Source organism: Variovorax sp. 01T432 (genome assembly GCF_056398605.1).
Genome location: NZ_JBFTPS010000083.1, coordinates 1 through 23,419 on the forward strand (window position 1 = coordinate 1; position 23,419 = coordinate 23,419).

21 protein-coding genes and 2 pseudogenes are annotated in these 23,419 nt (G+C 66.3%); 13 read left to right on the forward strand and 10 right to left on the reverse strand.

Going from position 1 to position 23,419, the window contains the following annotated elements; translation table 11 throughout:
- On the forward strand, positions 1-587 hold a 587-nt coding region (locus AC1DNF_RS33500; protein ID WP_478152985.1), incomplete at its 5' end, for a DUF4942 domain-containing protein.
- 848 nt (positions 588-1,435) lie between these two features.
- On the opposite strand, the gene AC1DNF_RS33505 is transcribed toward AC1DNF_RS33500, so the two are convergent.
- A complete protein-coding gene (locus AC1DNF_RS33505) occupies positions 1,436-3,076 on the reverse strand; it encodes a Fic family protein (protein WP_478152987.1) in 1,641 nt (546 codons plus the stop codon).
- Positions 3,077-3,178: 102 nt separating this feature from the next.
- Between AC1DNF_RS33505 and AC1DNF_RS33510 the strand changes: the two genes are divergently transcribed.
- Positions 3,179-3,520: a hypothetical protein gene (locus tag AC1DNF_RS33510; protein WP_478152991.1), complete on the forward strand. Its 342-nt coding sequence runs from the start codon at positions 3,179-3,181 to the stop codon at positions 3,518-3,520.
- A gap of 695 nt (positions 3,521-4,215) precedes the next feature.
- Positions 4,216-5,391: pseudogene (locus AC1DNF_RS33515) on the forward strand (amidase); the annotation flags it as partial.
- A 32-nt stretch (positions 5,392-5,423) separates the two neighbouring features.
- Here AC1DNF_RS33515 and metC read toward each other — a convergent pair.
- The 4 genes from metC to AC1DNF_RS33535 all read right to left on the reverse strand — a co-directional run bounded on the left by metC (position 5,424) and on the right by AC1DNF_RS33535 (position 10,109).
- Entirely contained in the window at positions 5,424-6,629 is a 1,206-nt protein-coding gene (metC, locus tag AC1DNF_RS33520; protein ID WP_478152992.1) for a cystathionine beta-lyase, read from the reverse strand.
- 57 nt (positions 6,630-6,686) lie between these two features.
- Positions 6,687-7,697 carry a Bug family tripartite tricarboxylate transporter substrate binding protein gene (locus tag AC1DNF_RS33525; protein WP_478152994.1) on the reverse strand — a complete coding sequence of 337 codons (1,011 nt, stop codon included), beginning with the start codon at positions 7,695-7,697 and terminating at the stop codon, positions 6,687-6,689.
- Positions 7,698-7,766: 69 nt separating this feature from the next.
- On the reverse strand, positions 7,767-9,380 hold the full coding sequence (locus AC1DNF_RS33530; RefSeq protein ID WP_478152996.1) for a rhodanese-like domain-containing protein: 1,614 nt from the start codon (positions 9,378-9,380) through the stop codon (positions 7,767-7,769).
- A gap of 138 nt (positions 9,381-9,518) precedes the next feature.
- A complete protein-coding gene (locus tag AC1DNF_RS33535; RefSeq protein WP_478152998.1) occupies positions 9,519-10,109 on the reverse strand; it encodes a cysteine dioxygenase family protein in 591 nt (196 codons plus the stop codon).
- A gap of 98 nt (positions 10,110-10,207) precedes the next feature.
- On the opposite strand from AC1DNF_RS33535, the gene AC1DNF_RS33540 reads away from it, so the two are divergent.
- The 4 genes from AC1DNF_RS33540 to AC1DNF_RS33555 all read left to right on the forward strand — a co-directional run bounded on the left by AC1DNF_RS33540 (position 10,208) and on the right by AC1DNF_RS33555 (position 15,826).
- On the forward strand, positions 10,208-11,086 hold the full coding sequence (locus AC1DNF_RS33540; protein ID WP_478153000.1) for a LysR substrate-binding domain-containing protein: 879 nt from the start codon (positions 10,208-10,210) through the stop codon (positions 11,084-11,086).
- A 198-nt stretch (positions 11,087-11,284) separates the two neighbouring features.
- Positions 11,285-12,304 carry a M14 family metallopeptidase gene (locus tag AC1DNF_RS33545; protein WP_478153002.1) on the forward strand — a complete coding sequence of 340 codons (1,020 nt, stop codon included), beginning with the start codon at positions 11,285-11,287 and terminating at the stop codon, positions 12,302-12,304.
- A gap of 114 nt (positions 12,305-12,418) precedes the next feature.
- Entirely contained in the window at positions 12,419-13,414 is a 996-nt protein-coding gene (locus tag AC1DNF_RS33550; protein ID WP_478153023.1) for a tripartite tricarboxylate transporter substrate binding protein, read from the forward strand.
- A 108-nt stretch (positions 13,415-13,522) separates the two neighbouring features.
- Positions 13,523-15,826, forward strand: a complete 2,304-nt coding sequence (locus AC1DNF_RS33555) for a molybdopterin-dependent oxidoreductase (RefSeq protein WP_478153003.1) — start codon at positions 13,523-13,525, stop codon at positions 15,824-15,826.
- A 744-nt stretch (positions 15,827-16,570) separates the two neighbouring features.
- Here the strand turns inward: AC1DNF_RS33555 and AC1DNF_RS33560 are convergent.
- Positions 16,571-16,945, reverse strand: a pseudogene (locus AC1DNF_RS33560) (hypothetical protein); the annotation flags it as partial.
- On the opposite strand from AC1DNF_RS33560, the gene AC1DNF_RS33565 reads away from it, so the two are divergent.
- The 3 genes from AC1DNF_RS33565 to AC1DNF_RS33575 are packed head-to-tail and all read left to right on the forward strand — an operon-like array spanning position 16,919 to position 19,160.
- On the forward strand, positions 16,919-17,914 hold the full coding sequence (locus AC1DNF_RS33565) for a hypothetical protein (RefSeq protein ID WP_478153005.1): 996 nt from the start codon (positions 16,919-16,921) through the stop codon (positions 17,912-17,914). The pseudogene AC1DNF_RS33560 and the gene AC1DNF_RS33565 sit on opposite strands and share 27 nt — an antisense overlap.
- A gap of 23 nt (positions 17,915-17,937) precedes the next feature.
- Positions 17,938-18,675: a hypothetical protein gene (locus tag AC1DNF_RS33570; protein ID WP_478153007.1), complete on the forward strand. Its 738-nt coding sequence runs from the start codon at positions 17,938-17,940 to the stop codon at positions 18,673-18,675.
- Positions 18,669-19,160 carry a hypothetical protein gene (locus AC1DNF_RS33575; RefSeq protein WP_478153009.1) on the forward strand — a complete coding sequence of 164 codons (492 nt, stop codon included), beginning with the start codon at positions 18,669-18,671 and terminating at the stop codon, positions 19,158-19,160. Before AC1DNF_RS33570 ends, AC1DNF_RS33575 begins: the two co-directional genes overlap by 7 nt.
- Here AC1DNF_RS33575 and AC1DNF_RS33580 read toward each other — a convergent pair.
- The 4 genes from AC1DNF_RS33580 to AC1DNF_RS33595 form a co-directional block, all read right to left on the reverse strand.
- Positions 19,137-21,218, reverse strand: a complete 2,082-nt coding sequence (locus tag AC1DNF_RS33580) for a recombinase family protein (RefSeq protein ID WP_478153011.1) — start codon at positions 21,216-21,218, stop codon at positions 19,137-19,139. The genes AC1DNF_RS33575 and AC1DNF_RS33580 overlap by 24 nt on opposite strands.
- Entirely contained in the window at positions 21,208-21,477 is a 270-nt protein-coding gene (locus AC1DNF_RS33585) for a hypothetical protein (RefSeq protein ID WP_478153013.1), read from the reverse strand. Before AC1DNF_RS33585 ends, AC1DNF_RS33580 begins: the two co-directional genes overlap by 11 nt.
- Positions 21,478-21,506: 29 nt before the next feature.
- On the reverse strand, positions 21,507-21,959 hold the full coding sequence (locus tag AC1DNF_RS33590; RefSeq protein WP_478153015.1) for a helix-turn-helix domain-containing protein: 453 nt from the start codon (positions 21,957-21,959) through the stop codon (positions 21,507-21,509).
- Between the two features lie 173 nt (positions 21,960-22,132).
- Complete coding sequence (locus AC1DNF_RS33595) at positions 22,133-22,414, reverse strand: DUF5372 family protein (RefSeq protein ID WP_477925701.1); 282 nt, start codon at positions 22,412-22,414, stop codon at positions 22,133-22,135.
- Between the two features lie 11 nt (positions 22,415-22,425).
- Between AC1DNF_RS33595 and AC1DNF_RS33600 the strand changes: the two genes are divergently transcribed.
- The 3 genes from AC1DNF_RS33600 (at position 22,426) to AC1DNF_RS33610 (ending at position 23,266) form a co-directional block, all read left to right on the forward strand.
- A complete protein-coding gene (locus tag AC1DNF_RS33600; protein ID WP_478153017.1) occupies positions 22,426-22,701 on the forward strand; it encodes a hypothetical protein in 276 nt (91 codons plus the stop codon).
- 10 nt (positions 22,702-22,711) lie between these two features.
- Positions 22,712-22,870: a hypothetical protein gene (locus AC1DNF_RS33605; protein ID WP_478153019.1), complete on the forward strand. Its 159-nt coding sequence runs from the start codon at positions 22,712-22,714 to the stop codon at positions 22,868-22,870.
- Between the two features lie 84 nt (positions 22,871-22,954).
- On the forward strand, positions 22,955-23,266 hold the full coding sequence (locus AC1DNF_RS33610; RefSeq protein ID WP_478153021.1) for a hypothetical protein: 312 nt from the start codon (positions 22,955-22,957) through the stop codon (positions 23,264-23,266).
- Positions 23,267-23,419 lie beyond the last annotated feature (153 nt).

Here is a 23,419-nt window from a genome sequence, read left to right on the forward strand (position 1 = left end):
GATGCGGCGCCAAGACGGTGAGGGATCGCTTCCGCTTCCGCTCGACCTCCGTTCAACCTAGCGCGTTTGCGGTCCGGTCTGTATCTTGGTTCGCAATGAACCGAAACTCCCAAGAACTACAAGCCATCGAACGCGCCGAAGCCGAGCTGGTCGACGAGAGTGCAACCTTCTTCGCCCCCGTCAGCAGTGACCTGCTCGACGGGCTTCTCGGCCAACATCAGGCGCTGCGCCGCAACATCGAGCGGCTCGGCGAGACGCTGCGCGGCGAKGAATTCGCGGCCGCGATGGGCTACTTCCTGGAAGCAAGCGAGGAACGGGGGAGGCCCATCTCTATCGACTCGCTTGCCAACGTGGAGTCGGMAACGGCGGTGCTGGACGCGACTTACTGGTCAAAGGCCCTTGCCCTGACCGACGTGCTCGACTGCATGCYGCAGGCCYGCCGCGACGAATGGAACAAGGCCATCGCCGAGCGCAAGACCGTTCCRTTCACCGAAGAGGCGGTGCGGCCGACGATCGCGGACCTGCTCGCCTCGAGGCACGGCTTCTTCACCGAACGCGTGGACGGGATCTTCCGCGGGCTGTCCTGAGTGCACGTGACGAACCAGCCCCAAGGGTTCTCGAAACGGATGATCCTTGCCTACGTGCTGGACAGCTATGGCCACCCGAACCATAGCCGCGCCGGGGTTATCAACGACCTGCGCTCGGTCATCGCGACCTTCATGGGGCGTCCGGGTCTGAAGCACTACGAGACCGCGCAGATCCTCAGGCGCATTGCCGAGAGCCACGYCTGGGGCGAATGGCGCGACGTCGACGGCGGCRCGCTGCGCATCCGCATCTACCGCGGCGTTGGMACGGCCCACCTGGAGATYAACCCCGAGCTTGCATATCGCCTGAACGGCGTGCTCGCGAGCCTGTATCCCATGGCGATCCCGGCCAAGTTCMGGGCTCGTCCGARATCGAAGCCCAAGTCTTTCATGCTGATGGAGCGCCCACTGCCCTTTGCAGTGCTGCGCCTGCTGGATGGCTGCAASGTCGACGCCTCGGCCGGAGCTGGCCGCTCGACCGTCTGTCTACCCTACGGTATGGACGAGGGCAAACATGCACGCCAGGAAGCCGAGCGCGTGCTGGAGGCGATCGGCGGCGCCCCGACGAAGCACAACAACTACACCTTCGACTTCAATCCGCGCGGCGTGCTCAACAAGGTGCTCATCTCCGGATTCCTGCCCGACGCGTCGAGTCACCAGTTCTACCCAACGCCGACGACCGTGGCCGAGGCGGCGTTCGACATGCTCGACGCCGGCGCGGACGACACCTTCCTGGAGCCGAGCGCCGGCCTGGGCGGGCTGGCCTGCCWGCTGCCTCCCGAGCGCACGACCTGCGTCGAGATTTCCGACCTGCGATGCGAGGTCTTGCGAGCTCGCGGCTACCTGGCACATCAGRCCGATTTCATCGCCTGGGCGGCCGCGCAGCGCGCGACCAGCACCAGATACGACCGTTGCCTCATGAACCCGCCATTCGCGGACGGGCGCGCGTTGGCGCACCTGCACGAAGCCTCCACCCTGATCCAGGCAAGTGGCCGGCTCGTGGCCATCCTGCCCGCGTCACTGCGTGGCAAGGACCTACTGGAAGGCTGGAAGGCTGGAAGGCTGGAAGGCTGGAAGGCTTCAATCGCATCAAACACCTCTGCAGGAAGGTTCGCCGCGAAGCGCTTGCGCTTGTTGTTCGAGATTGTCCCTTCGCCATCCATCGCGATCGAAACCAGAGTTGCGAGCAGCGAGCCACGAACGTCGTAGCGYTCGTCGATCRCGCGCCGAATCGCATCGAAGTGCGCGAGGTATTGCGTCTCTTGGCGAAGTTCGACATTGAGCGCCTGCTCGGCCATCGCAAACCCAAATTCCACAGCCGGTGTGGCRTCCCAATACCGATAGATCGTRTCGTCCGCCTTGAAGTCGAAAYAGAACTGACCTTCGCCCGCCGACGTTACCTGGACCAATTCGCGAGCGGGAACTGAGAACGCCTGCAGCGTCTCCAGGTACTGGCGCTCATTGCGYTTCATCGCGACCGACACTGGCAACAGCGCGCCCTTCTCGAGCCGGCCGGACGTGCACAGGGCCTTGTGGAAGAGGAATCGCGACAAGCGGCCGTTGCCGTCCATGAACGGGTGGATGTAAACGAATCCGAACGACGCGATGCTCGCGGCCACGATCGGGTCAATCTGCTTCGGCGCAGTGTTCGCAAACGCCATCCACTCATCCATGAGCAGGGGCACGACCTCAGGTGGCGGAGGAACGTACGAGACGCTTGAAGCCCCTCCCCTGTTCCCGCCGTTGCGCAACCAGTTCTGCTCGTTGCGAAACTGGACAGCCTTCTCGAAGACGCCACTGACCGTAGAAGACTGAAGCTCGACCAGGTATTCCTCGGAGAGCGGCCGCCCCTCATGGGCCTGCTTCAGCAGCGCGATGAACTTGCTGGCCTTATCTTCTGACGGCGCTTCCCGCTCGATTGCGTAGCTGTCCTCGGTCTCGTGCAGGTATGCCCACGAAAGCGCTCGATCCATCATCTCCTTGCCCAGGCTGTCGATGAACGCTTTGGTGCGGCCCAGGATGTCCGACCTGATTCCTGCTTCGACGGCTGGTGACCGCTCAACCGTGACGCAGTACGTCGGCGAACCGAGGCCGTTGAAGTTCAGGCGCCATCTGCTGTTGCGATTGTCCGGCCCGGTCACGTATCGTTCAGGGTCGAAAAGGTCGACGTAGCCGCCGGCGATGTCAGGCTTGTCCTCGAGCACGGCCCCGGTGTGCAACTCCCATAGGTAGCAGGCCGCCCGGATGTATTGGCCATTTGGAGAATCCTTGAGCTCCTTCAACATCCGTTCGGCCGAGATCTTCGGCAGGGCCTGGGCGAGGATCTGCATGTTGACGCCCTCATGCTTCAGCGCAAACAACAGGTGAGTGAGTGGGTCCYCGGTTTGCGGCGCCACGTGCGCCGGCACCGCCAAGTGGCCTTCGATAGCCTCGATGCGAGTTACCGGCCGAACAATGGCGGGGCGCGCCGGAGGCACGGCGGCGAGATTCAAGGACGTTCGAACGAGTTCGTATCCGGCATTTGCCATGTTTTCTTTCAGTGCACTATGATTTTTTTCATTGCCCCGCTTGGCGGCGAAACGTATTATGAACCCATGCCTGCCCTATCGATCAAGGCCGAGACTGCCGTCATCGCGCTGGCCGAGACGCTGCGCGCGCTACGCCTGCAGCACGGTGAGTCCCAAGCCCTGGCCGCACAGCGGGTCGGTGTGAGCCTCAGGACATACCAGCGAATGGAGTCGTCGGCGCCAGCTCGCGGCGGCGACGTTGGCGTTCCCGCCGGCAGCGTGGCCATCGGCGACTTCATCATGGCGCTCGAGGTCTATGGGGTCGACGTGGTGGCCGCGCTCGCCCAACTCCACAAGCAGGCACCCGCCGCAACGCGGGAGCGCGGCCGCACGCCGAAGCCCCGGGCGACCCTCACCCTGCCCACCTGATCGACGAGCCATGCGCAACTCCACACCCTCTGCGGACGCCAAGTCCGTCCCCGCGCGCCTGTTCGTGCATATCGACCGTCCTGATGGCGTGCATGCGGTGGGCGAGATGCGCTTCGACTCGACGGTGGTTGGCGGCTTCTCGGCCAAGTTCCGCTACATGGCGGAATGGCTCGAGGACGAAGCACGCCGCTTTCCGCTCGACCCCATCAATCTGCCCCTCACCGCATCGCCCCAGTGGGTCGAGACCGACAACAAGTTCGTGCGCCTGGGCGTACTGTTCGACGCGGGCCCCGACATGTGCGGCCGGCAAGTCATGCGGCACAAGACGGAGATCACGAGCCCGGCCGGGTCTGCCCTGCTCCTAATGGGGCGCGGCAGCGGGGTGGGCGCCCTCCTCTTCTCGACCAGGCCGGATCTGAAGCGCTCGGATCTGCCCGGGTTCGACACGCTGCCCCTGATCGAGGGAGACCTCTTTCGCGTGCACCAGGCCGCTCACAACGTCTTCCAGACCACTCCCATGCCCCAGGAGCTCCAGGGCCCGCTCGCGGGCTCCTGGTCGATCGGCGGCGCGCGCGCGAAGGCGGTCATGCGCGATCGGGACAATGGCATCTGGATTTGCAAGTTCAGCGAGCCGGGGAGCATCATCGACCGACAGCGTGTGGAGTACGCGAACCTGCGCATGGCCGCCGCCATCGGCGGGGGCCATCGTCGTGGGCAAGACCAAAGTTCCCGAGATGGGTGCCGGCGCCAACTCGCGCAACGAGGTGTGGGGCGCCACGGGCAACCCATTCAATCCCGATCTCAATGCCGGAGGTTCGTCCGGCGGCTCCGCGGCCGCCCTGGCCTGCGACATGCCGCCGGTCTGCACGGGCTCGGACACCGGAGGCTCGTTGCGAATACCGGCCGCCAGGTGCGGCGTGGTGGGCTTCCGTCCGTCGCCGGGCGTCGTGCCGAGCGTGCGAAAGCTTCTGGGCTGGACGCCGATCTCGGTGGTCGGTCCGATGGGCCGCATGGTTGAGGATGYCTGCCTGCAGCTGGCCGCGTCCGCGGGGATGCACGCGGGCGACCCGCTGAGCTACCCGTTCAACCCGCTGTCCTTCCTCAAGCCCCCGGATGTGGACCTGAGCCGCCTTCGCGTGGCGTGGACGGAGGACTTCGGCATTTGCGCGGTGGACGACGGGATCCGCGCCACCTTTCGCCGGAAGATCGACGCCATGCGACATCTGTTCAGGCGCTGCGACGAGGTAGAGCTCGATCTCGGCGAGGCCCACCGCTGCTTCGATGTCCTGCGCGCGGAGTCCTTCGTGGCGGGCATGCACGCGGCGTACCAGCGCGATCCGGGCAGTCTGGGCCCCGACTCCCGCGTGAACTATGAGATGGGCGCGCGCATGAGCCTGCTCGACAGCGCATGGGCGCAGGCCGAGCAGACGCGGCTGATCAAGCGGTTCCAATCCACCTTCGCGGACTACGACCTGGTCCTTTCACCGACGACGCCGGTGTCGCCGTTTCCATGGACCCAGCTCTATGCGGACACGATCAATGGCGAGAAGCAGGCCAATTACTACCGCTGGCTTGCGCTGACATACGTCGTCACGCTGGTGACGCATCCGGCGCTCTCGCTGCCATGCGGCCTCGATCACGCGGGGATGCCCTTCGGATTGCAGATCGTGGGTGGGTTCAGGGCGGATCATCAGGTGCTGGGCGCGGCCCATGCGATGGAGAGCGCATTCGCAGACCATGGCGAACTCCGCCGTCCGCGCCCTGACCTGTCCGCGCCGCGGGTAGCGGTGCCCGACCTCAGGTCGATCGTCACGGCGCCGCCCCTGCCGGGTACCGCCAGCGGCAGTGCTGTCACGGCCTCCGCGGTCTGAAAGCATCCCGCGGCTGTCCGAGGCCGCGGGGATCAGTCTTCGGCGGCCAGCGCGGCGAACCCGCGATCGAGGTCCGCCAGAAGATCGGCCGGTTCTTCCAGCCCGACATGCAGCCGCACCACCTGGCCGCGCCCGGCCCAGTCGGTCACGCTGCGCGCCCTGCGCATGTCGGCCAGCGCGACCAGGCTCTCGAAGCCTCCCCAGGAGGCGCCGAGGCCGAACAGGGAGAGCCCATTGACCAGCCGCTCGGACGCGGCCGCATCGATGCGCGGCCGCAACTCGAAGGACACCAGCCCGTTGGTGCCACGGCAGTCCCGCTTCCAGAGCGCATGGCCCGGGTGGTTCGGTAGTGCGGGGCAGAACACGGTGGCGACCTCCGGACGCGATTGCAGCCAGTGCGCGATCTCCAGCGCATGCCGCTCGTGCATCGACAGCCGCGCCGACAGGGTGCGCATGCCGCGCAGCACCAGCCATGCATCGTCGGGGCTCACCGTCATGCCGAAGGCGTCGCTGCGCTCGGCCAGCGGCTTCCAGGCCGCGCGCGTGGTGGCGACGCTGCCCATCATCACGTCCGAATGGCCCGACAGGTACTTGGTGGCCGCCATGACCGAGATGTCCGCGCCCAGCGCCAACGGCCGGTATTGGCAGCCCGAGCCCCATGTGTTGTCGGCCGCGAGCAGTGCCCCGTGCGCATGGGCGATGTCCCCCAGGCGAGGCAGATCGCACATCTCGTAGACCAGCGATCCCGGGCATTCCGCGTACACCAGCCGGGTGGTGGGCCGGATGCCTGCCTCCACATCGGCGCCATCGGGGGCGAAGAAGGTGCAAGCGATGCCATAGGGCGCCAGGAAGGAATGAACGAGGTTGCGCGTCGGCTCGTAGACGCTGTCGGACATCAGCACATGGTCGCCCGGCTTCAGGTAGCTCAGCAGCGTCATGCCGATGGCCGCCAGCCCGGTGGGGAACAGCCGCGTGCGGTAGGCGCCTTCGAGTTCGCTGACCGCATCCTCCAGCGCGAATGTGGTCGGCGTTCCCCGCGCGCCGTAGGTGAAGAGGCGCTCGCCGCCACGGCGCGCGCGCATCTCGCGCTGTTGCGCGACGCTGTCGAACAGCACGGTGCTGGCCCGCACCAGCGGCGGATTCACCGCCGTGCCGCCGACAAAGGCGGGGACCTTGCCCGCATGCAACAGGCGGGTCTGCCAGGACAGGTCGGAGGGCGTCGGATGCGGAGTCGGCATGGTATGGCTGTGGGTTGCGGCGGGAAGGGCGTGAGGCCCGAAGAATACGAGGCGGCGTCAGTCCGCCTTGGCGCCGGAGAGCTTGACAACACGCGACCAGCGCTCGATGTCCTGGCGCAGCTGGGCGGCGAAGAGTTCCGGCGAGTTGGCCACCACCTCGCTGCCGCCGTCGGTAATCAACTTGACGACGGAGGGCAGGCGCAGCGTGCGCACGATGGCGTCATGGAGGTAGGCCACCCGCTCCGGCGGTGTGCCGGCAGGCGCGAAGAATCCGTACCAGTCCTCGAAACGGGCGTTGCGGTAGCCCAGCTCTTCCAGCGTCGGCACATTGGCGAAGACGCCGATGCGGCGCGGGCTGGTCACCGCCAGGGCGCGCATCTTGCCGGCCTGCAGCATGCCCGCGACCGAGGAGGTCGAAGTCACCAGCACGTCGACCTGGCCGCCGAGCAGGTCGTTGATGGCAGGGCCCGCGCCCTTGTAGGGCACGTGCGTCATCTCCAGCCCGCTGTCCTTCTGCAGCACCACGCCGACCAGATGCGACAGCGTGCCGTTGCCCGGCGACGCATAGGTCACCACGCCCGGATGCGACTTTGCGCGCGCGGCCAGGTCGGCGAAGGTCTTGATCGGCGATTCGGCACGCACCACCAGCGCCAGGGGCGCCGCGTTGATCTGGGTGATCGGCACAAAATCCTTCAGCGGGTCGAAACCGGCCGAGCCATAGAGTGTCGGGTTGACCGCCATCAGGGAGACCTGGGCCGTCAGCACGGTATAGCCATCGGGCCTGGCATCGGCCGCCGCCTTGGCGCCGAGGTTGCCGCCGGCACCGCCGCGGTTCTCCACCACGCCAGGCTGGCCGGTCGCCTCGATCAGCCGCGTCGTGACGAAGCGGGTGGTGGCATCGTTGCCGCCGCCGGGCGGAAAAGGCGACAGGAACCGGATCGGCTGGCTGGGAAAGCCGTTGCGCGTGGGCAGCGGCTCGGCCGCGGCATGCAGGGGGACGAACGCGGCCACGCAGACGAGGGTGACGGCAAGGCGGGCGAGTCTGCGGGAACGAAGGGCGAATGCCATGGCGGGACTCCTGAAAGAAAAACGGACGACGGACGAACGCGAACAGGGATCGGTGGGGCGCGGCCCGGACTAGGCCGCGGCCCGCGCCACCGGGGCGGGCGCGGGCGGCAGTCGGAAGGCCGCCAGTTCCTGCGCGTCGAGTCGGGCCACCAGGCCGGTTTCCCAGGCCAGGTAGCGGCGCGCCGCCTCCTTGTTGCCGTCGTGCCGGTCATGCACGAAGAACAGATAGTCGATGCACTCCGCATCGGACGGCACCTCGGGGCTGGCGACCACCGGCAGGCCAGCGGCGCGCCAGGCGGCCATCCCGCCCTCGATCAGCAGCGGCGCCGGCAGCTCGGCCGGCCATTCGGAGGCGACCGCCCAGGCCGCGACGGCGGGTTCGTCCGCGACCAGCACCACCTGGCGGGCCACGCCCCGCATCACTTCCGCCAGCGTGGCGGCCAGACGCGGCCGGATCGCCCAGCGCGCCTGCGGGATGCAACCGGCGCGGAACTGCATGCCCGGCCGCAGGTCGACCAGCGCCACGTCTTCACGTGCCAGCCGCTCGGCCAGCGCCGCGGCGCCGAGGGTGGCCAGCACGGGCGGCACCGGCATGTCCACCGGCGGCAGCACGAGCCCGCTCGCAAGACCCTCGGCCAAGACACAGGCGTCGTGCCCCATCTGGCGCATCCAGCTCGCGACCGTGGGGGCGCGCACGCCATCGTCGTCGAACAGCACCAGGCGCGCATTGCGCACGCCCACGAACTGGTCGCTGGCCTGCATCAACTGTCCGCCGGGCGCGTGCTGTGCGCCCGGCAGGCTGCCGGCGGCGAATTCCTCGGCGGTGCGCACGTCGCAGAGGAACAGCGTGCGGCCCGTGTCGGCGGCCCAGTCCAGGACCGTCGCCGCCGGCACGACGGGAACCTCGAAGCGCCGGGCCAATGCCTCGGCGGCCGCCCGCAGCTCGACGTTGCCGGAGTCGTCCGCATAGCGCCGGCTGCCGCCGTGTTCGAGCGCATGGTCCGCCAGGAACCAGCCCTGGGTGCCGTTTTCCAGGGCATAGACCGGGTTGGGCAGACCGAGGTTGATCAGCGTCTGCGCGCCGATGATGCTGCGGGTGCGCCCGGCACAGTTGATGACGATGGGGGTGGACGCATCCGGCACCAGCCGGCGCACCCGGTAGGCCAGTTCGCCGTTGGGGCAGCAGGTCGCGCCGGGGATGTTCATCTTGCGGAACTCGGCCACCGGCCGGCCGTCGAGCACCACCACCGGCTCGCCGCGCGCCAGCATGGCGGCGAGCCGGTCCGGGCTGACCCGGGGCGTGTGATAGACCTGTTCGGCCAGTTCGCCGAAGGTCTTGGACGGCAGGTTGACCCCCGCGAAGAGCGCGAAGCCGGCCTCCTCCCAGGCGCGCGCCCCGCCCCGCAGGACGGAGACATCGCCGTAGCCCAGGGCCGCGAGTCGCGCGGCGGCGCGGTGGGCCACGTCCCCGGCGCCCGGGCCGGCGTCATACACCACGGCCCGGACTCCGCGGCGCGGCAGCAGCCGGGGCGCCTCCAGTTCGAGCCGGCTGTAGGGGAGCGGGACCGCATAGAACAGGTGCGACTCGCCGTACTGGCCGTGTTCGCGCACGTCGAGCAGCGCAACCTCCGCGCCGTCGTGCAGCCAGGATTTCAGGGTCTGAGGGTCGATGTACTGGGTCATGAAGGAGAGATCCGAAGATGGAGCGGGGGCCGCCGCGTGCGGGCGCCCCTGCCTGGACGCACGAGGGCGGCCATCGGCAAGGCGCATCGAAAGGCAGGGAAGTGCGCGAACGGCGCCGCTCGGGCACCGCGGCGCGGGCTAGCGGCGTGTCTGCACGCCGATGCCCATGGTCTGACAGGTGCCCTTGTCCAGGTCGTAGCCGGTGCGCCGGGTCAGCGTTTCCAGCGCACGGCCGTACATGTGCAGGTGGCGGATGACCTGCTCGCCCTGGATCTCCACCGAGTGGATGTCCTCGGGCATCAGCGCGATGCCGGTGCCGGGCGCGACCACCACGCACCCCGTCTCGCGCAGCCTGGCGACGCCGGCCACGCTACCGTCGTCCAGGCGCTCGTACAGCCGGTTGTGCTCGGTACCCTCGACCCCGGCGATGCAGGCCCATGTCGTGTGGTTGTGCGGCACGATGCGCTTGCCCGGCCGCATCACGTTGAGGTAGAGCGCATAGCTCTGGTCGGGGTCTTCGGCGATCAAGTAGCGCGCCTGATGTTCGCCCTCCTGCGGCGCCGGGTAATCGTCGCCCTGCCACATCGCCTTCGATGCCGCCAGGCCCTTCAGGATTTCAAGGACCGCTGCGATCTTCTCGGGCTCGGGCTCGCCATCGCCCATGGCCTGTTTCATGCCCTGGATGGACGATTCGACGGCTTCGCGGCGCAGTTCGGAAAGGGTGTTCACGGGCATTGCTCCTGATGTTCTTGCTGGGGTCAATGTAGTGAGCGCGGCGCGTTCCGACAATGCAGGTCGCACAGGAAATACATCAATAAAATTAATGGATGCATACCCTGGATCTGGAACTGCTGCGCTCGCTCGCAGCCATCGTCTCGCATGACAGCTTCGCCGCCGCCGCGGTCCACCTGGGCCGAACGCAGTCGGCGGTGACGCAGCAGATGCAGCGCCTGGAAGAACAGATCGGCCACCCGCTGTTCGAGAAACAGGGGCGGCAGAAACGGCTGACCGACCATGGCCAGCGCCTCCTGACCTATGCCCGCCATCTGCTGGCGATCAACGACGAGGCGCTGCGCAGCCTCACGCAGGGCCAGCTCGAGGGCATGTTGCGCATCGGCGCGCCGCACGACGTGGCCGACACCATGCTGCCGCCCCTGCTGACCGAGGTGGCGCGCACTTCGCCGCTGCTGCAGCTCGACATCCATGTCGGCCGCAGCCCCTTCCTCATGGAGTCCCTCAAGCGCGGGGAACTCGACATGGCGATCTCCAATCGCGCCGACCCCGAACTCGAGGGCGTTGTGCTGCGCACCTCGCCCACCGTGTGGCTGTGCAGCGCCAGCTACATCCACCAGCGGGACCAGCCGATACCGCTGATCGTCGCCGACGGCCCCAGCATCTTCCGGCGCATCGGCCACGAGGCACTCGACGAGGCAAGCGTGCCATGGACGCCGCGCTACACCTCCTCCAGCCTGATCGGCATCAAGGCCGCCCTTCGCGCCGGGCTGGGCGTGACCGCGCGCGGCGTCGAGCAGCTCGATGCCGGGCTGCGGGTCCTGGGCCTGAGCGACGGCATGCCGCGCCTGCCCGACCTCGTCTACCACCTGTACGTGCGCAGCCACGTGGTCAACCCGGTCACGCGGCAGGTCTTCGAGACGCTGAAGAGCCACATGCACCTGCTGCGCACCGAATCGACGCGGCAGGGCTGATGCGGTGCATTCGCGCACCATGATCTGGCGGCCCGCGCAAGCATCACATCTGCTTATGTTTTATCGCCGCAATCTAATTGGAAGCACACCCGGTACCCGGCCTACCATGCCTGGAACGTAGCTTTTCTCCTCAACAGCCAGCAGCACCGAATGCCGTCTCACGGCCGGTGCACTGGCCTTCCTGAAGGTGCATGGTCCATGGGATCGATCGGTCAATGGCTCGCTTCCGATACGCGTGCGGCACGCGGTTCCGGTTCCCTGCGCGTGGGCTCGATGGCATCGGGCGCGGCGGTCACCCTGCCCTATGTCGCGGTGCGCGGCGGCAGCCCTGGACGCACGCTGTGGCTGCACGGCCAGGTTCACGGCGACGAGATCAACGGCATCGTCGCGGCCCTGCGCTTCGTGCGCGGGCTGGATGCCGGGCGCATGTCCGGCAACGTGGTCGTCACTCCGACAGGCAATCCGCAGGCGCTCGACGCCCGCCGCAAGCGCAACCCCTACGACGAGCTGGACCTCGACCAGAGTTATCCGGGCAATCCGAGCGGCCTGGTGACCGAGCGGGTCGCCCACGCGCTGTTCAGCGAGGTTCGCGGCGTCGCCGACGTGCTGATCAACCTGCACACGATGAATCCGCTCTTCGATGCGCCGCCCTACACCGTCTACAAGGTCCACCCGGCCAGCAGCGTCACCGAAGCCGACGTGTTGGCCGCCATGGCGCCCTTCCTTCCCGTGCTGGCCTGTCGGCAGGACGTCGGCGGTCAAGGCGAGCTGCCAGGCAACATCGCGGGCGCGCTCGACTATCAATGCCTGGCCGCCGGCATCTGCGCCTTCATGCTCGAACTCGGCGCCGGCAGCCGGCTGCAGCCCGACAACGTGGCCCAGGCCGAGCAGGGCTTTCTCGGCCTGGCACGGCAGATGGGCATCGTCGACGGCTCGGCGGCGCCCGGCCCCGGCACGCTGCGCACCGTGAGCCGACGCGGCTGGATCACCGCCGACGAGGGCGGCCTCTTCGTGCCGCGCGTCAAGGCCGGCGAGCTGGTGCGCGCGGGCGAATCCATCGGCGACTTGCTGGGCCTGGATGGCAGCCAGACGACGGTCGCCCCCTTCACCCGCGACGGCATCCTGATCGGCCTGCGCAGCGACCCGGTGGTGCACACCGGCGAGCGGCTCGCGTTCGTCGCCTGGGAATGGAGCGAGCGGACCACGCCGGCCCGATGAGCCATGGCCGGCGCTCGCGGCCGCATTCCTCGCGACTGCCTCGCGGCAGCGCGCCCCCGATTTCCATTGCCCTGCCCTTCGCCGCTTCGCGCGGCACCCGAGGAGTTTCCCATGATCACCGCATCGAATCCCTTCCCGCGCCGCCTGTTCGCCGCACGGGCTTGCGCCGCAGCCGTCGCCGCGGCCATCCTCCTGCCGGCGCAGGCGGCCGGCTGGCCCGATCCCTCGAGGCCCGTGCGCATCGTCGTGGGTTTTCCTCCCGGGGGCGGCGCCGATGTGCTGGCGCGTGTCGTTTCTGCCAAACTGGCCCAGGAGATCGGCGGCAATGTCATCGTCGAGAACCGTCCCGGCGCGGGCGGGCTCCTGGCCACGGAAACGGTCGCCAAGTCGCCCGCCGACGGCTACACCCTCTATATCGCAACGCCCGGCTCCTTCACCATCTGGCCGGGCCTGCGCAAGCTCAACTATGACGCCGCGAAGGACTTCTCGGCCATCAGCGTGCTGGTGACCATGCCCAACCTGCTCGTCACCGGCATGGACACGCCCTACAAGAACGTCGCCGGCCTGATCGCCGCCGCCAAGGCCCCGGGCGCGCAGCTGAACTACGCCTCCGGCGGCATCGGCACTATCGGACAGATCGCGGCCGAGCAGTTCAACGCCATGGCCGGCCTGCGGATGGCGCATGTGCCGTACAAGGGCACCGCGCCCGCGCTGACCGACGTGATGGGCGGCATGGTGCCGATCACCTTCTCCGATCCTTCGGCCAAGTCGCAGATCGACGGCGGCAAGCTGCGCGTGCTGGCCGTCACGACAGCCAAGCGCTCGCGCCTCTTTCCGGAAGTGCCGACGATGGCGGAATCGGGCGTGCCGGGCTACGACGTCATGAACTGGTACGGCCTGGTGGCGCCGGCGGGCACGCCGCCTGAGGTCATCGCCAAGCTCAATGCCGGGCTGGTGAAGGTGATGGCCCAGCCGGATACCCGCCAGCGCCTCGAAGGCGCCGGCATGGAGGCGACATCGAGCACGCCGGAGCAGTTCCGCAAGCTGATGGCGACCGAGCGCGCCAAGTGGGGCGCTCTGATCACCAAGGCCGGCATCCAGGCCGAATGAGCGTGCCGCGGGCCCGCCACCGGGGCACGGGATGCGGCGCGGCCGGTTGAACGCCGAGTAGGAAGCACCCATCCCGGCCTCCCATTCCTTCGTCTGCCGAGTGACGCCATGCCCACCCACAAGCCCCTGTTCCTCCCGCACAGCTCCCACTGGGGCGTCTTCTCCGCCGCGTGGGACGGTCGCACGCTCGCGGTGAAGCCGCATCCGGACGATCCGGACCCGAACCCGCTGATCGACAACTTTCCCGACGCGCTGCGCCACAAGGCACGCGTGACAACGCCCATGGTGCGCAAGGGCTGGCTGGAGCGCGGTCCGGGGCCGGACCCGATGCGCGGCCAGGACGCGTATGTCGCCATGCCTTGGAACGAGGTGCTGGACCTGCTGGCCAGGGAATTGCGGCGCGTGAAGGAGCGGCACGGTGCCGGCGCCGTCTTCGGCGGCTCGTACGGCTGGTCGAGCGCGGGGCGTTTCCACCATGCGCAGAGCCAGGTGCATCGCTTCCTCAACACCACGCTCGGCGGCTACGTGCGCTCGGTCAACAGCTACAGTGCCGGTGCCTCGGGTCCGATGCTGCCGCACGTCCTGGGCTCGATGGAAGAGGTCGCTCGCCGCAACGTGACCTGGGAGCAGATCGTCGAGCAAACCGATGTGGTGTTGGCCTTCGGCGGCATGGCGCTGAAGAACTCGCGCGTGGCCTCGGGCGGCATCAGCCGCCACATCGAGCGCGATTCCATGCGCGATGCCGCGGCGCGTGGCTGCCGCTTCGTCTCCATCAGCCCGCTCAGGAGCGACCTGCCCGAGGAGGCGCGATTCGAATGGCTCTCCGTCACGCCCAATTCCGACACGGCGATGATGCTCGCCCTGGTCCACCAGATCGTCAGCGACGGCGCGCACGACCGCGATTTCATCGCCCGCTACTGTGAGGGCTGGACCACGTTCGAGGACTACCTGATGGGCCGCAGCGACGGCGTCGCCAAGAGCTGCATGTGGGCCGCCCCGATCTGCGGCCTGCCGGCGCGGCAGCTCAGCGACCTGGCCCGTTCGCTCGTCGGCAAGCGCTCGCTGGTGGTCGTCTCGCACTCGCTGCAGCGCGCCGAGCACGGTGAGCAGCCCGTCTGGATGGGCGCGGTGCTGGCCGCCGTGCTGGGCCAGTTGGGGCTGCCGGGCGGCGGCTACAACTATGCGCTCGGCACGCTCGCGCACTACGGCAAGCGCAACAACGCCGTGCCGGCGGCCGCGCTGCCCCAGGGTACCAATGGCGTGAAGGAGTTCATCCCGGTCGCGCGCATCAGCGACATGCTGCTCAACCCCGGCCAAGCCTTCGACTACAACGGCCAGCGCCGAACCTATCCGCACATCCGCCTGGCCTACTGGGCGGGCGGCAACCCGTTTCACCACCACCAGAACCTGACCCGCCTGGCCGAGGCCTTCCGCACGCTCGACACCTTCGTCGTGCACGAGATCGCCTGGACCGCCACCGCGCGCCATGCCGACATCGTGCTCCCCTGCACCATGACGCTGGAGCGCGAGGACATCGGCGCCACACCCACCGATCCCATGGTGGTGGCCATGCGCCGCATCGCCGAGCCTCACGGGTTGAGCCGCGACGACTACGACATCTTCTGTGATCTGGCCGAGCGCCTCGGCGGGCTCGAAGCCTTCAGCGAAGGCCGCACGACGCGCGAATGGCTGGCCCACCTCTATGAGCGCACTCGCGCCGGACTCGAGAGGCTGGGCCTGGAAGCACCGGACTTCGAGACCTTCTGGCAGCGCGGCGAACTCATGCTGCCCCAGAGCGACGACGACGGCGGCATGCTGCGCGCCTTCCGACGCGACCCCGATGGCGCGCCGCTGCCCACACCGAGTGGCAAGGTGCAGATCAGTTCGCCGACCGTTTCCGCCTTCGGCTATGCCGACTGCCCGGGACACCCAGCATGGCTTGCGCCCAAGTTCGCGCCGACCGCGGAGCACCCGCTATGGCTGATCGCCAACCAGCCGCACACCAAGCTGCACAGCCAGCTCGACTTCGGTGCGCACAGCCAGGCCAGCAAGCGTCACGGACGGGAGGTCTGCACCTTGCACCCGGCCGCGGCGGCTGCGCGCGGCATCAAGGAGGGAGACATCGTGCGGCTCTTCAACGAGATCGGCGCCTGCCTGGCCAGCGCGCGCCTGTCGGCGGACATGCGCGAGGATGTGGTGCAACTGCCCACCGGCGCCTGGTACGACCCGGTGACGGACGAGCAGGACCGCCCGATGTGCGCGCATGGCAACCCCAACGTGCTGACGCGCGATGTCGGCACCTCGTCGCTGGCGCAAGGTTGCGCGGGACAGCTCAGCACGGTGCAAGTGGAACGCTACGACGGCGCACTGCCGCCGATCCGCGCCTTCGAGCCACCGGTGGCCGCCTCCTAGGGATAACCATGGAAAAACGCGCAGGGCGCTGAAAGCTAGCCGAAGCGACGGAAGGGCGGCCGCATGCGTGCGCTGGTGGTCTTCGCCCCTGGCGGCAGCGGGCAGCTCACCGCGATCCAGCATCCGGACGAAAAGCCCTACCGCATTGATCCGGCGACCGGCCAGGCGGTGGACATCAAGTTCCCGAATGCCACCACCGAGACGATGGGCCAGCGCTGGTATCGCGAGAATCTGCAGGTGCTCAATCAGGCCGGCTTCGACGTGTTGGCCTACGACCGGCGAGGCGAAGGCATCTCCGGCGGCTTCAGCGACACCAACACGCTGGAGCAGGGCGAGGACGTATTCCGCCTGCTGGCTCAACTCGACAGCGGTGGGGGCCTGCGGGTGCTGATGCCTGGCGGCCGCCTGCTCGAGGGCAGGGTGGCTGCCGGCCAACTGCTGGCGGGGCGCAGGTCCATCGAGATCCCGATGTTGCTGGCCGGCTACTCGCGAGGCTCGATGTCGACCGCCTGGGCCATGACCAAGAATTTTTCGCAGTCGTGTAGCTACGACATGCCGCAGCCGGTGTGCCAGCCCGCGAAGGGCCTGATCAACATCAAGGGAGCGATCCTGCTGTCGTCCATCGCCAGTGTCCAACGACGGCACGGACTTCTGCTTCCTGCCGCGATCGGAGGCGCTGCTACGCGACTGTTCCTGGTCGAGTACGGAGCCGTAGTACTCATGATTGCCGGCGACCTGCACGATCGGCTTGTTTCCGAAACGAGCCGGGTTGCGCAGCCAACGGGCCGCCACACGACCGGGCGCGACAATGTCCCCCGCCAGGATGGCCACGTCGTATTCCAAGTCGTTCGGCACCTCGAAGGTCTCGAATTCGGCGTGGAGGTCGGAGAAGATAAGCAGTTTCATGAAGTTGATGCGAGCGACATCCTGGCCAAGGTCACGCGAGCCAAGGCTGCGCTCGCACGGATCACGAGATAAGTACACATCCGAGAGGCGCACTACACTAGTGCTCCATTGGATCGCGGTAGGGACGCCCATTACTGAGCACCCCCCGCAAATCAAGCTGACCATCTTGAGAATCCAAGCGAGCCCATGCCCGACGCGAACCCTTACGACCATTGGCCAATCGATCGCATCTCCCGCTTGACCAAGGCTGAAACCGTGAACCTGCGCGACAACGCGCGGGCACGAGGTGCAACCGATGTCGTTGAGCGCTGCGAATCCTTGCTCGCGCAACTCGGAAGGCCGAGATTGGCGGGCCCGCCATCAACCGCCAAGGGCTACACGCAACCGGCGCCCGAACAAACGGTGAATGAGGTTGCAGAGCTCATCAAGGCGTTGCCGCCTGCCGATGCCGTGCCATTTGCTCAGCTTCGGAGCGAGCGAATCGCCCGCCCGGTCAGCGCCTTCTCCGAGTTATGGCGCGAATTCATCGTCTGCGGCTTCTCAAGCCAGGAGAAAAGCGACCCCGATACCCCGTTGGGCAACTTCGCACGCGGCACTTCGCCCATTCTGGACTTGGCGTTGGTGCTGCTGCATCGCAGCGACCAAAGCTGGGTCGCCAACGAACTGTCGCGGGCCGGCTTGCGCCGTATGGCGACGAAGAAAATGGCACTGATCTGCTCCGCGCGAGAAGCATTCATTGCAGCGAGGGGCGAAGACGACCGGCTAGCCAGTGGTTATGGCAATGTCTCGGGGCTCGGCGTCTTCGTGGAACTCGCCGCGGGCCGCGCGAGCGACCGCGATCTCGCACAATCCGCGGCGTTCAGCGCCTCCATCGATCCCGGCCCGCTCTATGGCATCGGCCATAAACAGATCAGGAACGTCCTCGTCAACTGCGGCTTGGCCCACAACCTGGTTCCGCTCGACTCGCGCTGGCGGGGCTTCTTCGCAGGGCGGGTTGATTTCAGATCCACGGACCTCGCCCAGCGCTCACGCTACCTGGCCATCGAGGACATCCTGCGGCGTGCGCTGCTTCGCGTACAGGACAGGCGGAGCGACATCCCGAACCTCGCCGTGCTGGACTCCATGGTCTTCGCGTTCCAGTCGGACCAGGGATACGGAGTCAATGGCTGGGCCAGCTCCTGATCTGCCGCAAAGACCCTGACGCCATGCCGGCCTTCCAGGACGCCGCTCCGCACAGGCAACCCATATTCCGTGTTGACTCAGCATCCACGATGCAGCCAAAGACACCTCGCGAGCAAAGGGATTTCACCTACCACTTCGGCAACGTGATGGAGCAGGTGAAATCGGCTTCCTTGTATCTGATGCCGGAGCAGGCGCCCGGCGCACTTGAAGCATTGCTTCAAGCGATGGTGGCTCAGAAGGTGGATGCCGACGAATGGGTGCAAAGTCATCGGGACGCCGCGCAGATGAAGAGGGAGAGCCTCATCGGCGTCGCGACTGCCTATTGCGCCCAGGCCAGAAGAGAACACCACGCCGACCGCCAGAATGCAGCCTGGACGTATCTGGCCGAGGCGGCCTACTACGCAGGCGCCGCCTTGTACGCGAAATCGCTCGAGCAGGCTTGGCCGGAGGTGCAGCAGGCGACGGCCAAGGCGGCCATCGCGGAAACCAGAAGCAAAGGCGGCAAGGCCAGAAACGCTGGCTGGCAGCGGATCGAGGACGAGGCCGTGAAGCTGGTCAGGATCCATGGCGAACGGGGACAACGGTGGTCCACTGAGCGCAAGATGGCCGTTTCCATCCAAGCAGAGCTCTGGCCCTTTGCCTCACGTGAAATGCCGGGCATCTCGGAGAAACGGTATGTCCAGACGATCTCCGATCGCCTGAAATCGCGCCGCGGCGACATTGCGATATATCTGGACAAGAAGCGGGGGCCTTCATGCTGAGGCCACACGCAAGCGGCCCGCGTGAGCAATGGACCCCGCAATATCTGTGCGCGCTGGCCCTCGAAGAGTTGCTTCATGTATTCCTGGTCTGCTCACCCGAGTCGGACGGGGCCGTATTCATGCAGAAGATCTACCATCCGATTCGCAGGCAGGAAGCAGGCGGCGACGCGATGGTGGGCTTCCTGAAAAGCCAGAGCGAAGGCAAATTCGGTCTGGCGCACCTGATCCAGATTTCCTGCGCCTATTGCATCCAGGTCCAGGCAGCTGACGCCCTGCAAGAGGAGCCACTGGCGAGGTCCTACCTGATGGATGCGTACCTCTACCTGGGCATGGCCAAGACCGGCGCGACGTCCAGTGCCCAAGTCGAGCTCTTGCGGGCTGCTGTGGCCAAGGACGCACTGAGCACAAATGCGCGCCTGAGTGCGTCGGTCAATGCCGATCCCTGGGACAAGGCGTGGACTTCATACTGCACCTTGTTCGGATAGTTGAGCGGCAATAAGGCGTGGGGGCCGACCGCCGTATCGGCTGCCGGCGCCTTTAACGAGTGTGACGTTGCCGGGCGGTTCGTACAAGCATCGATGGTTGTTGCCGTACAGGTGGCGCTTGAGTATGCCAAGCCGGCCGAGTTGGTGGACGGTCGTCGAGGATGCACCGAGGTGCTTGGCAACCTCTTCGCCAGTGAGCATGCCGCGCTCGCGCAGCCGCTCGAAGCGGCTCTTGAGTGCGTAGGCGTATCGCACCACGATAACCTTCTTCATCGTGAACGACTGCCCTTGCCAATTGCGGTAGCCCTGCTCGTTGAGCTTTGCAGCGATCTGCTTGTCGGTCGATGTTTCGAGCAATTCGTCGATGAGGGCGACCACTTCTGGCAATGTCTTGCGGATCTGCGCGATGGGCCGCGGCTTGTCAACGCAAAGGCTTTGCGTTCGCCCGCCGCGCCAGCGTACGTGCACTGCGATGCTTGGCCCGGCCACCAGCGTCACGTCCTCGATCATCAATGCCAGCATGCGCTTGCGTTCTAACGCACAGGTGCGGGCGTCGTTCCAGACACGGGGGAAGTCGCGTGCCAGGTCGACGATGCGCTTGCGCGCTGTTTCGTCGAGCTGAGCCTCATCCTCGTGTCGCTGGTGTTCGTCCTGTTGCTGCAAGGTGTCGAGTTCGCGCAGGCGCTGGTTCCAGTCCGCCTCGAGCGCATCGGCCACCAAGCGGTTGTCCGGATCCACCTTGGCGTACCGGCGGCGGGCCAACTCGGCCTCGTAGCGCGCGCGCTGCAACTGTGCCTGGCGCCGTGCCGCAGCCTGCTCGATGCGCTGCGCGATCTCGTCCTGCACGGCCAGTGCGACCTCGATTGCCGCCGGTGCCACCGTCTCCAGCAGCAACGCACCAACCGCCGCGTCGACCGCCGGTCCGTGAACCGCTTGGCACGGCTTGCCGGCTCTGCGCACGACCTCGTCGTAGCACCGGTAGTACGCACGCAGCTGTCCCCCGAGGGGCTCGTAGTGCACCCGCATGCGTGCACCACACCTGCCGCACAGCGCGCGCCCCTGCAGCAAGGCATTGCCCTCGCGCGGCATGCGCCCCCTCTCGCCGGGGGCGAAGCCCAGGTTCTGCCGCAGCCTGAGCTGATTGCGTTCGAATTGCTGCCAGTCGATGTAACCCGCATGGGCGTCGCGGATCAGCACCTTCCAGTCCTGCTGCTTCACGTCTCGCTGCACCGGACGCAACTGCGCGTTGCAAGCGATACGCGAGCGGCCGTAGACGAAGGCACCCGCGTAGCGCGGGTTGTGCAGGATCTGCAAGACGCGCGAGACGTCGATCAGACCCCACAGCAGGTCACCCTTGCCGATCCCTCGACGGATGCGTCGCGGGAACAGCACCTCCTGGGCACGCAGACGCCGCACCGCGGCGCAGGCAGAGCCGACGTCATTGAACACCTCGAACAGCAGCCGAACCGTGTCCTGGACCTGACGGTCAGGGTCGAGAACAACGCGACCAGCGCCGTCGTACACCAACCCGATCGGCAACGGCATCTCCAACTCGCCACGGCGCGCCTTGTTCAGGATGCCGCCTTGCAGGCGCGACTTCAGGATGTGCAATTCAGCTTCGCTCATCGTGCCCTTCAGACCCAGCAGAAGGCGGTCGTTGAAGTGAGACGGATCGTAGATCCCGTCCTCGTCGAGGATGAGGGTGCGTGACATGGCTGCAAGCTCGAGCAGGCGGTGCCAGTCGGCGTTGTTGCGCGCAAGGCGGGAGACCTCAAGCCCCAGCACGATGCCGGCGTGGCCGAGCGCAACCTCGGTGACCAGGCTCTGGAAGCCATCGCGATCGCTCGCCTGTGCGCCGGACAAGCCCAGGTCGCTGTCGATGACGTGCACACGCTCCAGGGGCCAGCCCAATGCCACCGCACGCTCACGCAACGCGTATTGGCGCTTGGTGCTCTCGGTGTTCTCGAACACCTGGCGCAATGAGGATTGCCGCACGTACAGGAATGCATCGCGGCGCAAATGATCGGCGTCGACCTTCAGGGCAGAGTCAGTGGGCATGATGTACCTCCAATTGGGTCGCCAGCACCATGTCGGCCAGCAGGCGCACGAGCTGGCGATCGAGCGTGCCGGTGGGTGCCGCCGCCGATGTCGGCGGCACGATCACTGAAGGTGACGAGGTGGGGGAGGTGTCGTGCAGCACCCGCAAGCCATGCCACATGCCGTGGAAGATGATTGCGCCCAGAGCATCTGGACGGCCTCGGCCGGCCACCACATCGGCGCGAATGCACTCGTAGGCCGCAGCCGTATCGCTGGGCAAACTCGACGAGGTGTTCGTCGAAGAAGGTGTCAGCGTTTTTTTTTGCGAGCGATTGCCCGCTCGATGCTGCGCGGGTGCACCTTGACACCCAGCTGGGTGTGCACCAGCTTGGCCATCTCGCGGGCGTGCATTGGTCCGCCACCGCTGTGGTGCGACTCGATCACGCCCATCACCTCGGGGGTGAGCTTGTGGGCTGACTTCGGCCCACGCGGCTGCGGCAGCAAGCCCGCCACGCCTTCGCGTTCGAACGCGGCCTCGGCCTGGTAGAAGGTCGGGCGCGACAGGCCGAACAAGCTGGCCGCCTCGGCCTTGGTGACGCCGTCTTGCCGCGCATGACGAAGCATCTCGTACTTGACCTGCACCAGGTCGTTGGCATCGAAGAATCCGCCGGTGTGGAACCAATCGGCCTGAACCCGTTGGGGCTGCGCGTTGAGGATCCCCGCCTCGCGCAATCGGTCGAGCTTGTTGGCAGGCTTGGGCATGGTCGAAGTGGTGCTTGTCGCGTAAAGGATAATATGCCGCACTACGTGAGATGTCAAGATGGATGCACCCTCTCTTGCCCGATAAATGCGAGAAGGAACATGAAATTGAGTTAAACAAACGCCTACTGGCAATGCCAAGTGCGGCATAGAAGCGTTTACACATACGGCACAATTTACTTGACACGCCGGCGCCTGCTGGGGTGGCGACTCTTGATCTCGTCGAGCAACGCCACGAGCGTCAACAGGTCGTCCGCGCGGAAGAACGACCGCCCGGCTGAAGCCTCCGTTCGAGCGTCCGGCGGATCCGCATCGGTCCACCCTGCCGGCACTGAGCGCACCTGCCCATGGGCGTCGAAGAACATGACGCGGTCCTCGCCCCAGTTCTGCTTGCGAGTGGCAAGCACCAGGCGCCGACCCTTCCACGGATGGAAAGGGTGCGTGACTTCGACCTCCATGGACGCTCCAGATGCTGCATCACGTGCAGTTCTGGACCTACGAGAAGGCGAAGGCCGAGGCGATGAGGCTGATTCGCGAACAGGCGGAAGCCGGCGAGCGTTGGGCGACACCTTCCGAAGCGGCAAGAGGCATTGCTGCGGAGGTCGAAAAATTTCTGACGCAGCAGTCACAGAGACGATTCCAGAGCTCGAAGCAACGGAACGTCACCATCGCCAACTGGCTGAGGAAGATGCCGGAAGCCACCGAACTGTTTGCGTCCCTTACCAGAGGCACAGGCAAAAGTTAACGGGTGCTAGATGACGCGATTTTCACGCCAGTTGCGCTGCCGTATCGTGACGTCTCGATTAACTCAGCTTCAAGGAGAAGCCATCATGTTCGAAGCCATTTTCAAAGCGGTTGTCGTTGTCGTCGTCACCAAGGTCGCAGAAAAGATCATCGAAGCCGTCAACGAATGATATTTACATGGCGCTGGCCCGCATGGTCCCGCCTACTGACACACACAACTCCCCACGCAATATCGCCGGATCCGAGGTAGAAAAATGAGTATCGTCAATGCAAAGCTGCTATCCGACAATCTTGTACGCATGAACGATCTGCAGAGGGTTGGGCTGTCCGATGAAACGATTGCCAGCGCGGCGCGCGACAAAACGGGGGATGCGTCAATCACCGCCCAGGACGTCGCAGGTTTTCGTAAGTTGGGCAATATTGGATCGAGCCGTATGCTGGTCTCCGCCAAGCAACGGAAAAAGCTGATGCAATTTGCCAAGGATGCCGATGCGGTTGGTGTGCGACTGATTGAGGACGCCAAGAGCAAAAGTAAAACTCCGGAAGCTGCCGATACGGATATCTGATCTCCAGCTAGTGTAGTGTTGCATTCTGTTTGGAACTTAAGCGGCTATTGGCGCGAATGACCTTTTGCAGGATGTCGCGCGCGCTCTTGGTCCAGATGAATGGCTTGGGTTCTTTGTTGTGATGAGCGACGTACTCGTCAATGGCAGTGACCA

What these genes read in the sequence shown, in the direction of transcription:
- AC1DNF_RS33590 (WP_478153015.1), bottom strand. Translation starts at nt 21,959, where the DNA reads ATGCCCAAGCCTGCCAACAAGCTCGACCGATTGCGCGAGGCGGGGATC.
- metC (WP_478152992.1), bottom strand. Translation starts at nt 6,629, where the DNA reads ATGCCGACTCCGCATCCGACGCCCTCCGACCTGTCCTGGCAGACCCGC.
- AC1DNF_RS33600 (WP_478153017.1), top strand. Translation starts at nt 22,426, where the DNA reads ATGCTGCATCACGTGCAGTTCTGGACCTACGAGAAGGCGAAGGCCGAG.
- AC1DNF_RS33580 (WP_478153011.1), bottom strand. Translation starts at nt 21,218, where the DNA reads ATGCCCACTGACTCTGCCCTGAAGGTCGACGCCGATCATTTGCGCCGC.
- AC1DNF_RS33525 (WP_478152994.1), bottom strand. Translation starts at nt 7,697, where the DNA reads ATGGCATTCGCCCTTCGTTCCCGCAGACTCGCCCGCCTTGCCGTCACC.
- AC1DNF_RS33610 (WP_478153021.1), top strand. Translation starts at nt 22,955, where the DNA reads ATGAGTATCGTCAATGCAAAGCTGCTATCCGACAATCTTGTACGCATG.
- AC1DNF_RS33530 (WP_478152996.1), bottom strand. Translation starts at nt 9,380, where the DNA reads ATGACCCAGTACATCGACCCTCAGACCCTGAAATCCTGGCTGCACGAC.
- AC1DNF_RS33575 (WP_478153009.1), top strand. Translation starts at nt 18,669, where the DNA reads ATGCTGAGGCCACACGCAAGCGGCCCGCGTGAGCAATGGACCCCGCAA.
- AC1DNF_RS33605 (WP_478153019.1), top strand. Translation starts at nt 22,712, where the DNA reads ATGACGCGATTTTCACGCCAGTTGCGCTGCCGTATCGTGACGTCTCGA.
- AC1DNF_RS33545 (WP_478153002.1), top strand. Translation starts at nt 11,285, where the DNA reads ATGGGATCGATCGGTCAATGGCTCGCTTCCGATACGCGTGCGGCACGC.
- AC1DNF_RS33540 (WP_478153000.1), top strand. Translation starts at nt 10,208, where the DNA reads ATGCATACCCTGGATCTGGAACTGCTGCGCTCGCTCGCAGCCATCGTC.
- AC1DNF_RS33510 (WP_478152991.1), top strand. Translation starts at nt 3,179, where the DNA reads ATGCCTGCCCTATCGATCAAGGCCGAGACTGCCGTCATCGCGCTGGCC.
- AC1DNF_RS33595 (WP_477925701.1), bottom strand. Translation starts at nt 22,414, where the DNA reads ATGGAGGTCGAAGTCACGCACCCTTTCCATCCGTGGAAGGGTCGGCGC.
- AC1DNF_RS33570 (WP_478153007.1), top strand. Translation starts at nt 17,938, where the DNA reads ATGCCGGCCTTCCAGGACGCCGCTCCGCACAGGCAACCCATATTCCGT.
- AC1DNF_RS33565 (WP_478153005.1), top strand. Translation starts at nt 16,919, where the DNA reads ATGCCCGACGCGAACCCTTACGACCATTGGCCAATCGATCGCATCTCC.
- AC1DNF_RS33555 (WP_478153003.1), top strand. Translation starts at nt 13,523, where the DNA reads ATGCCCACCCACAAGCCCCTGTTCCTCCCGCACAGCTCCCACTGGGGC.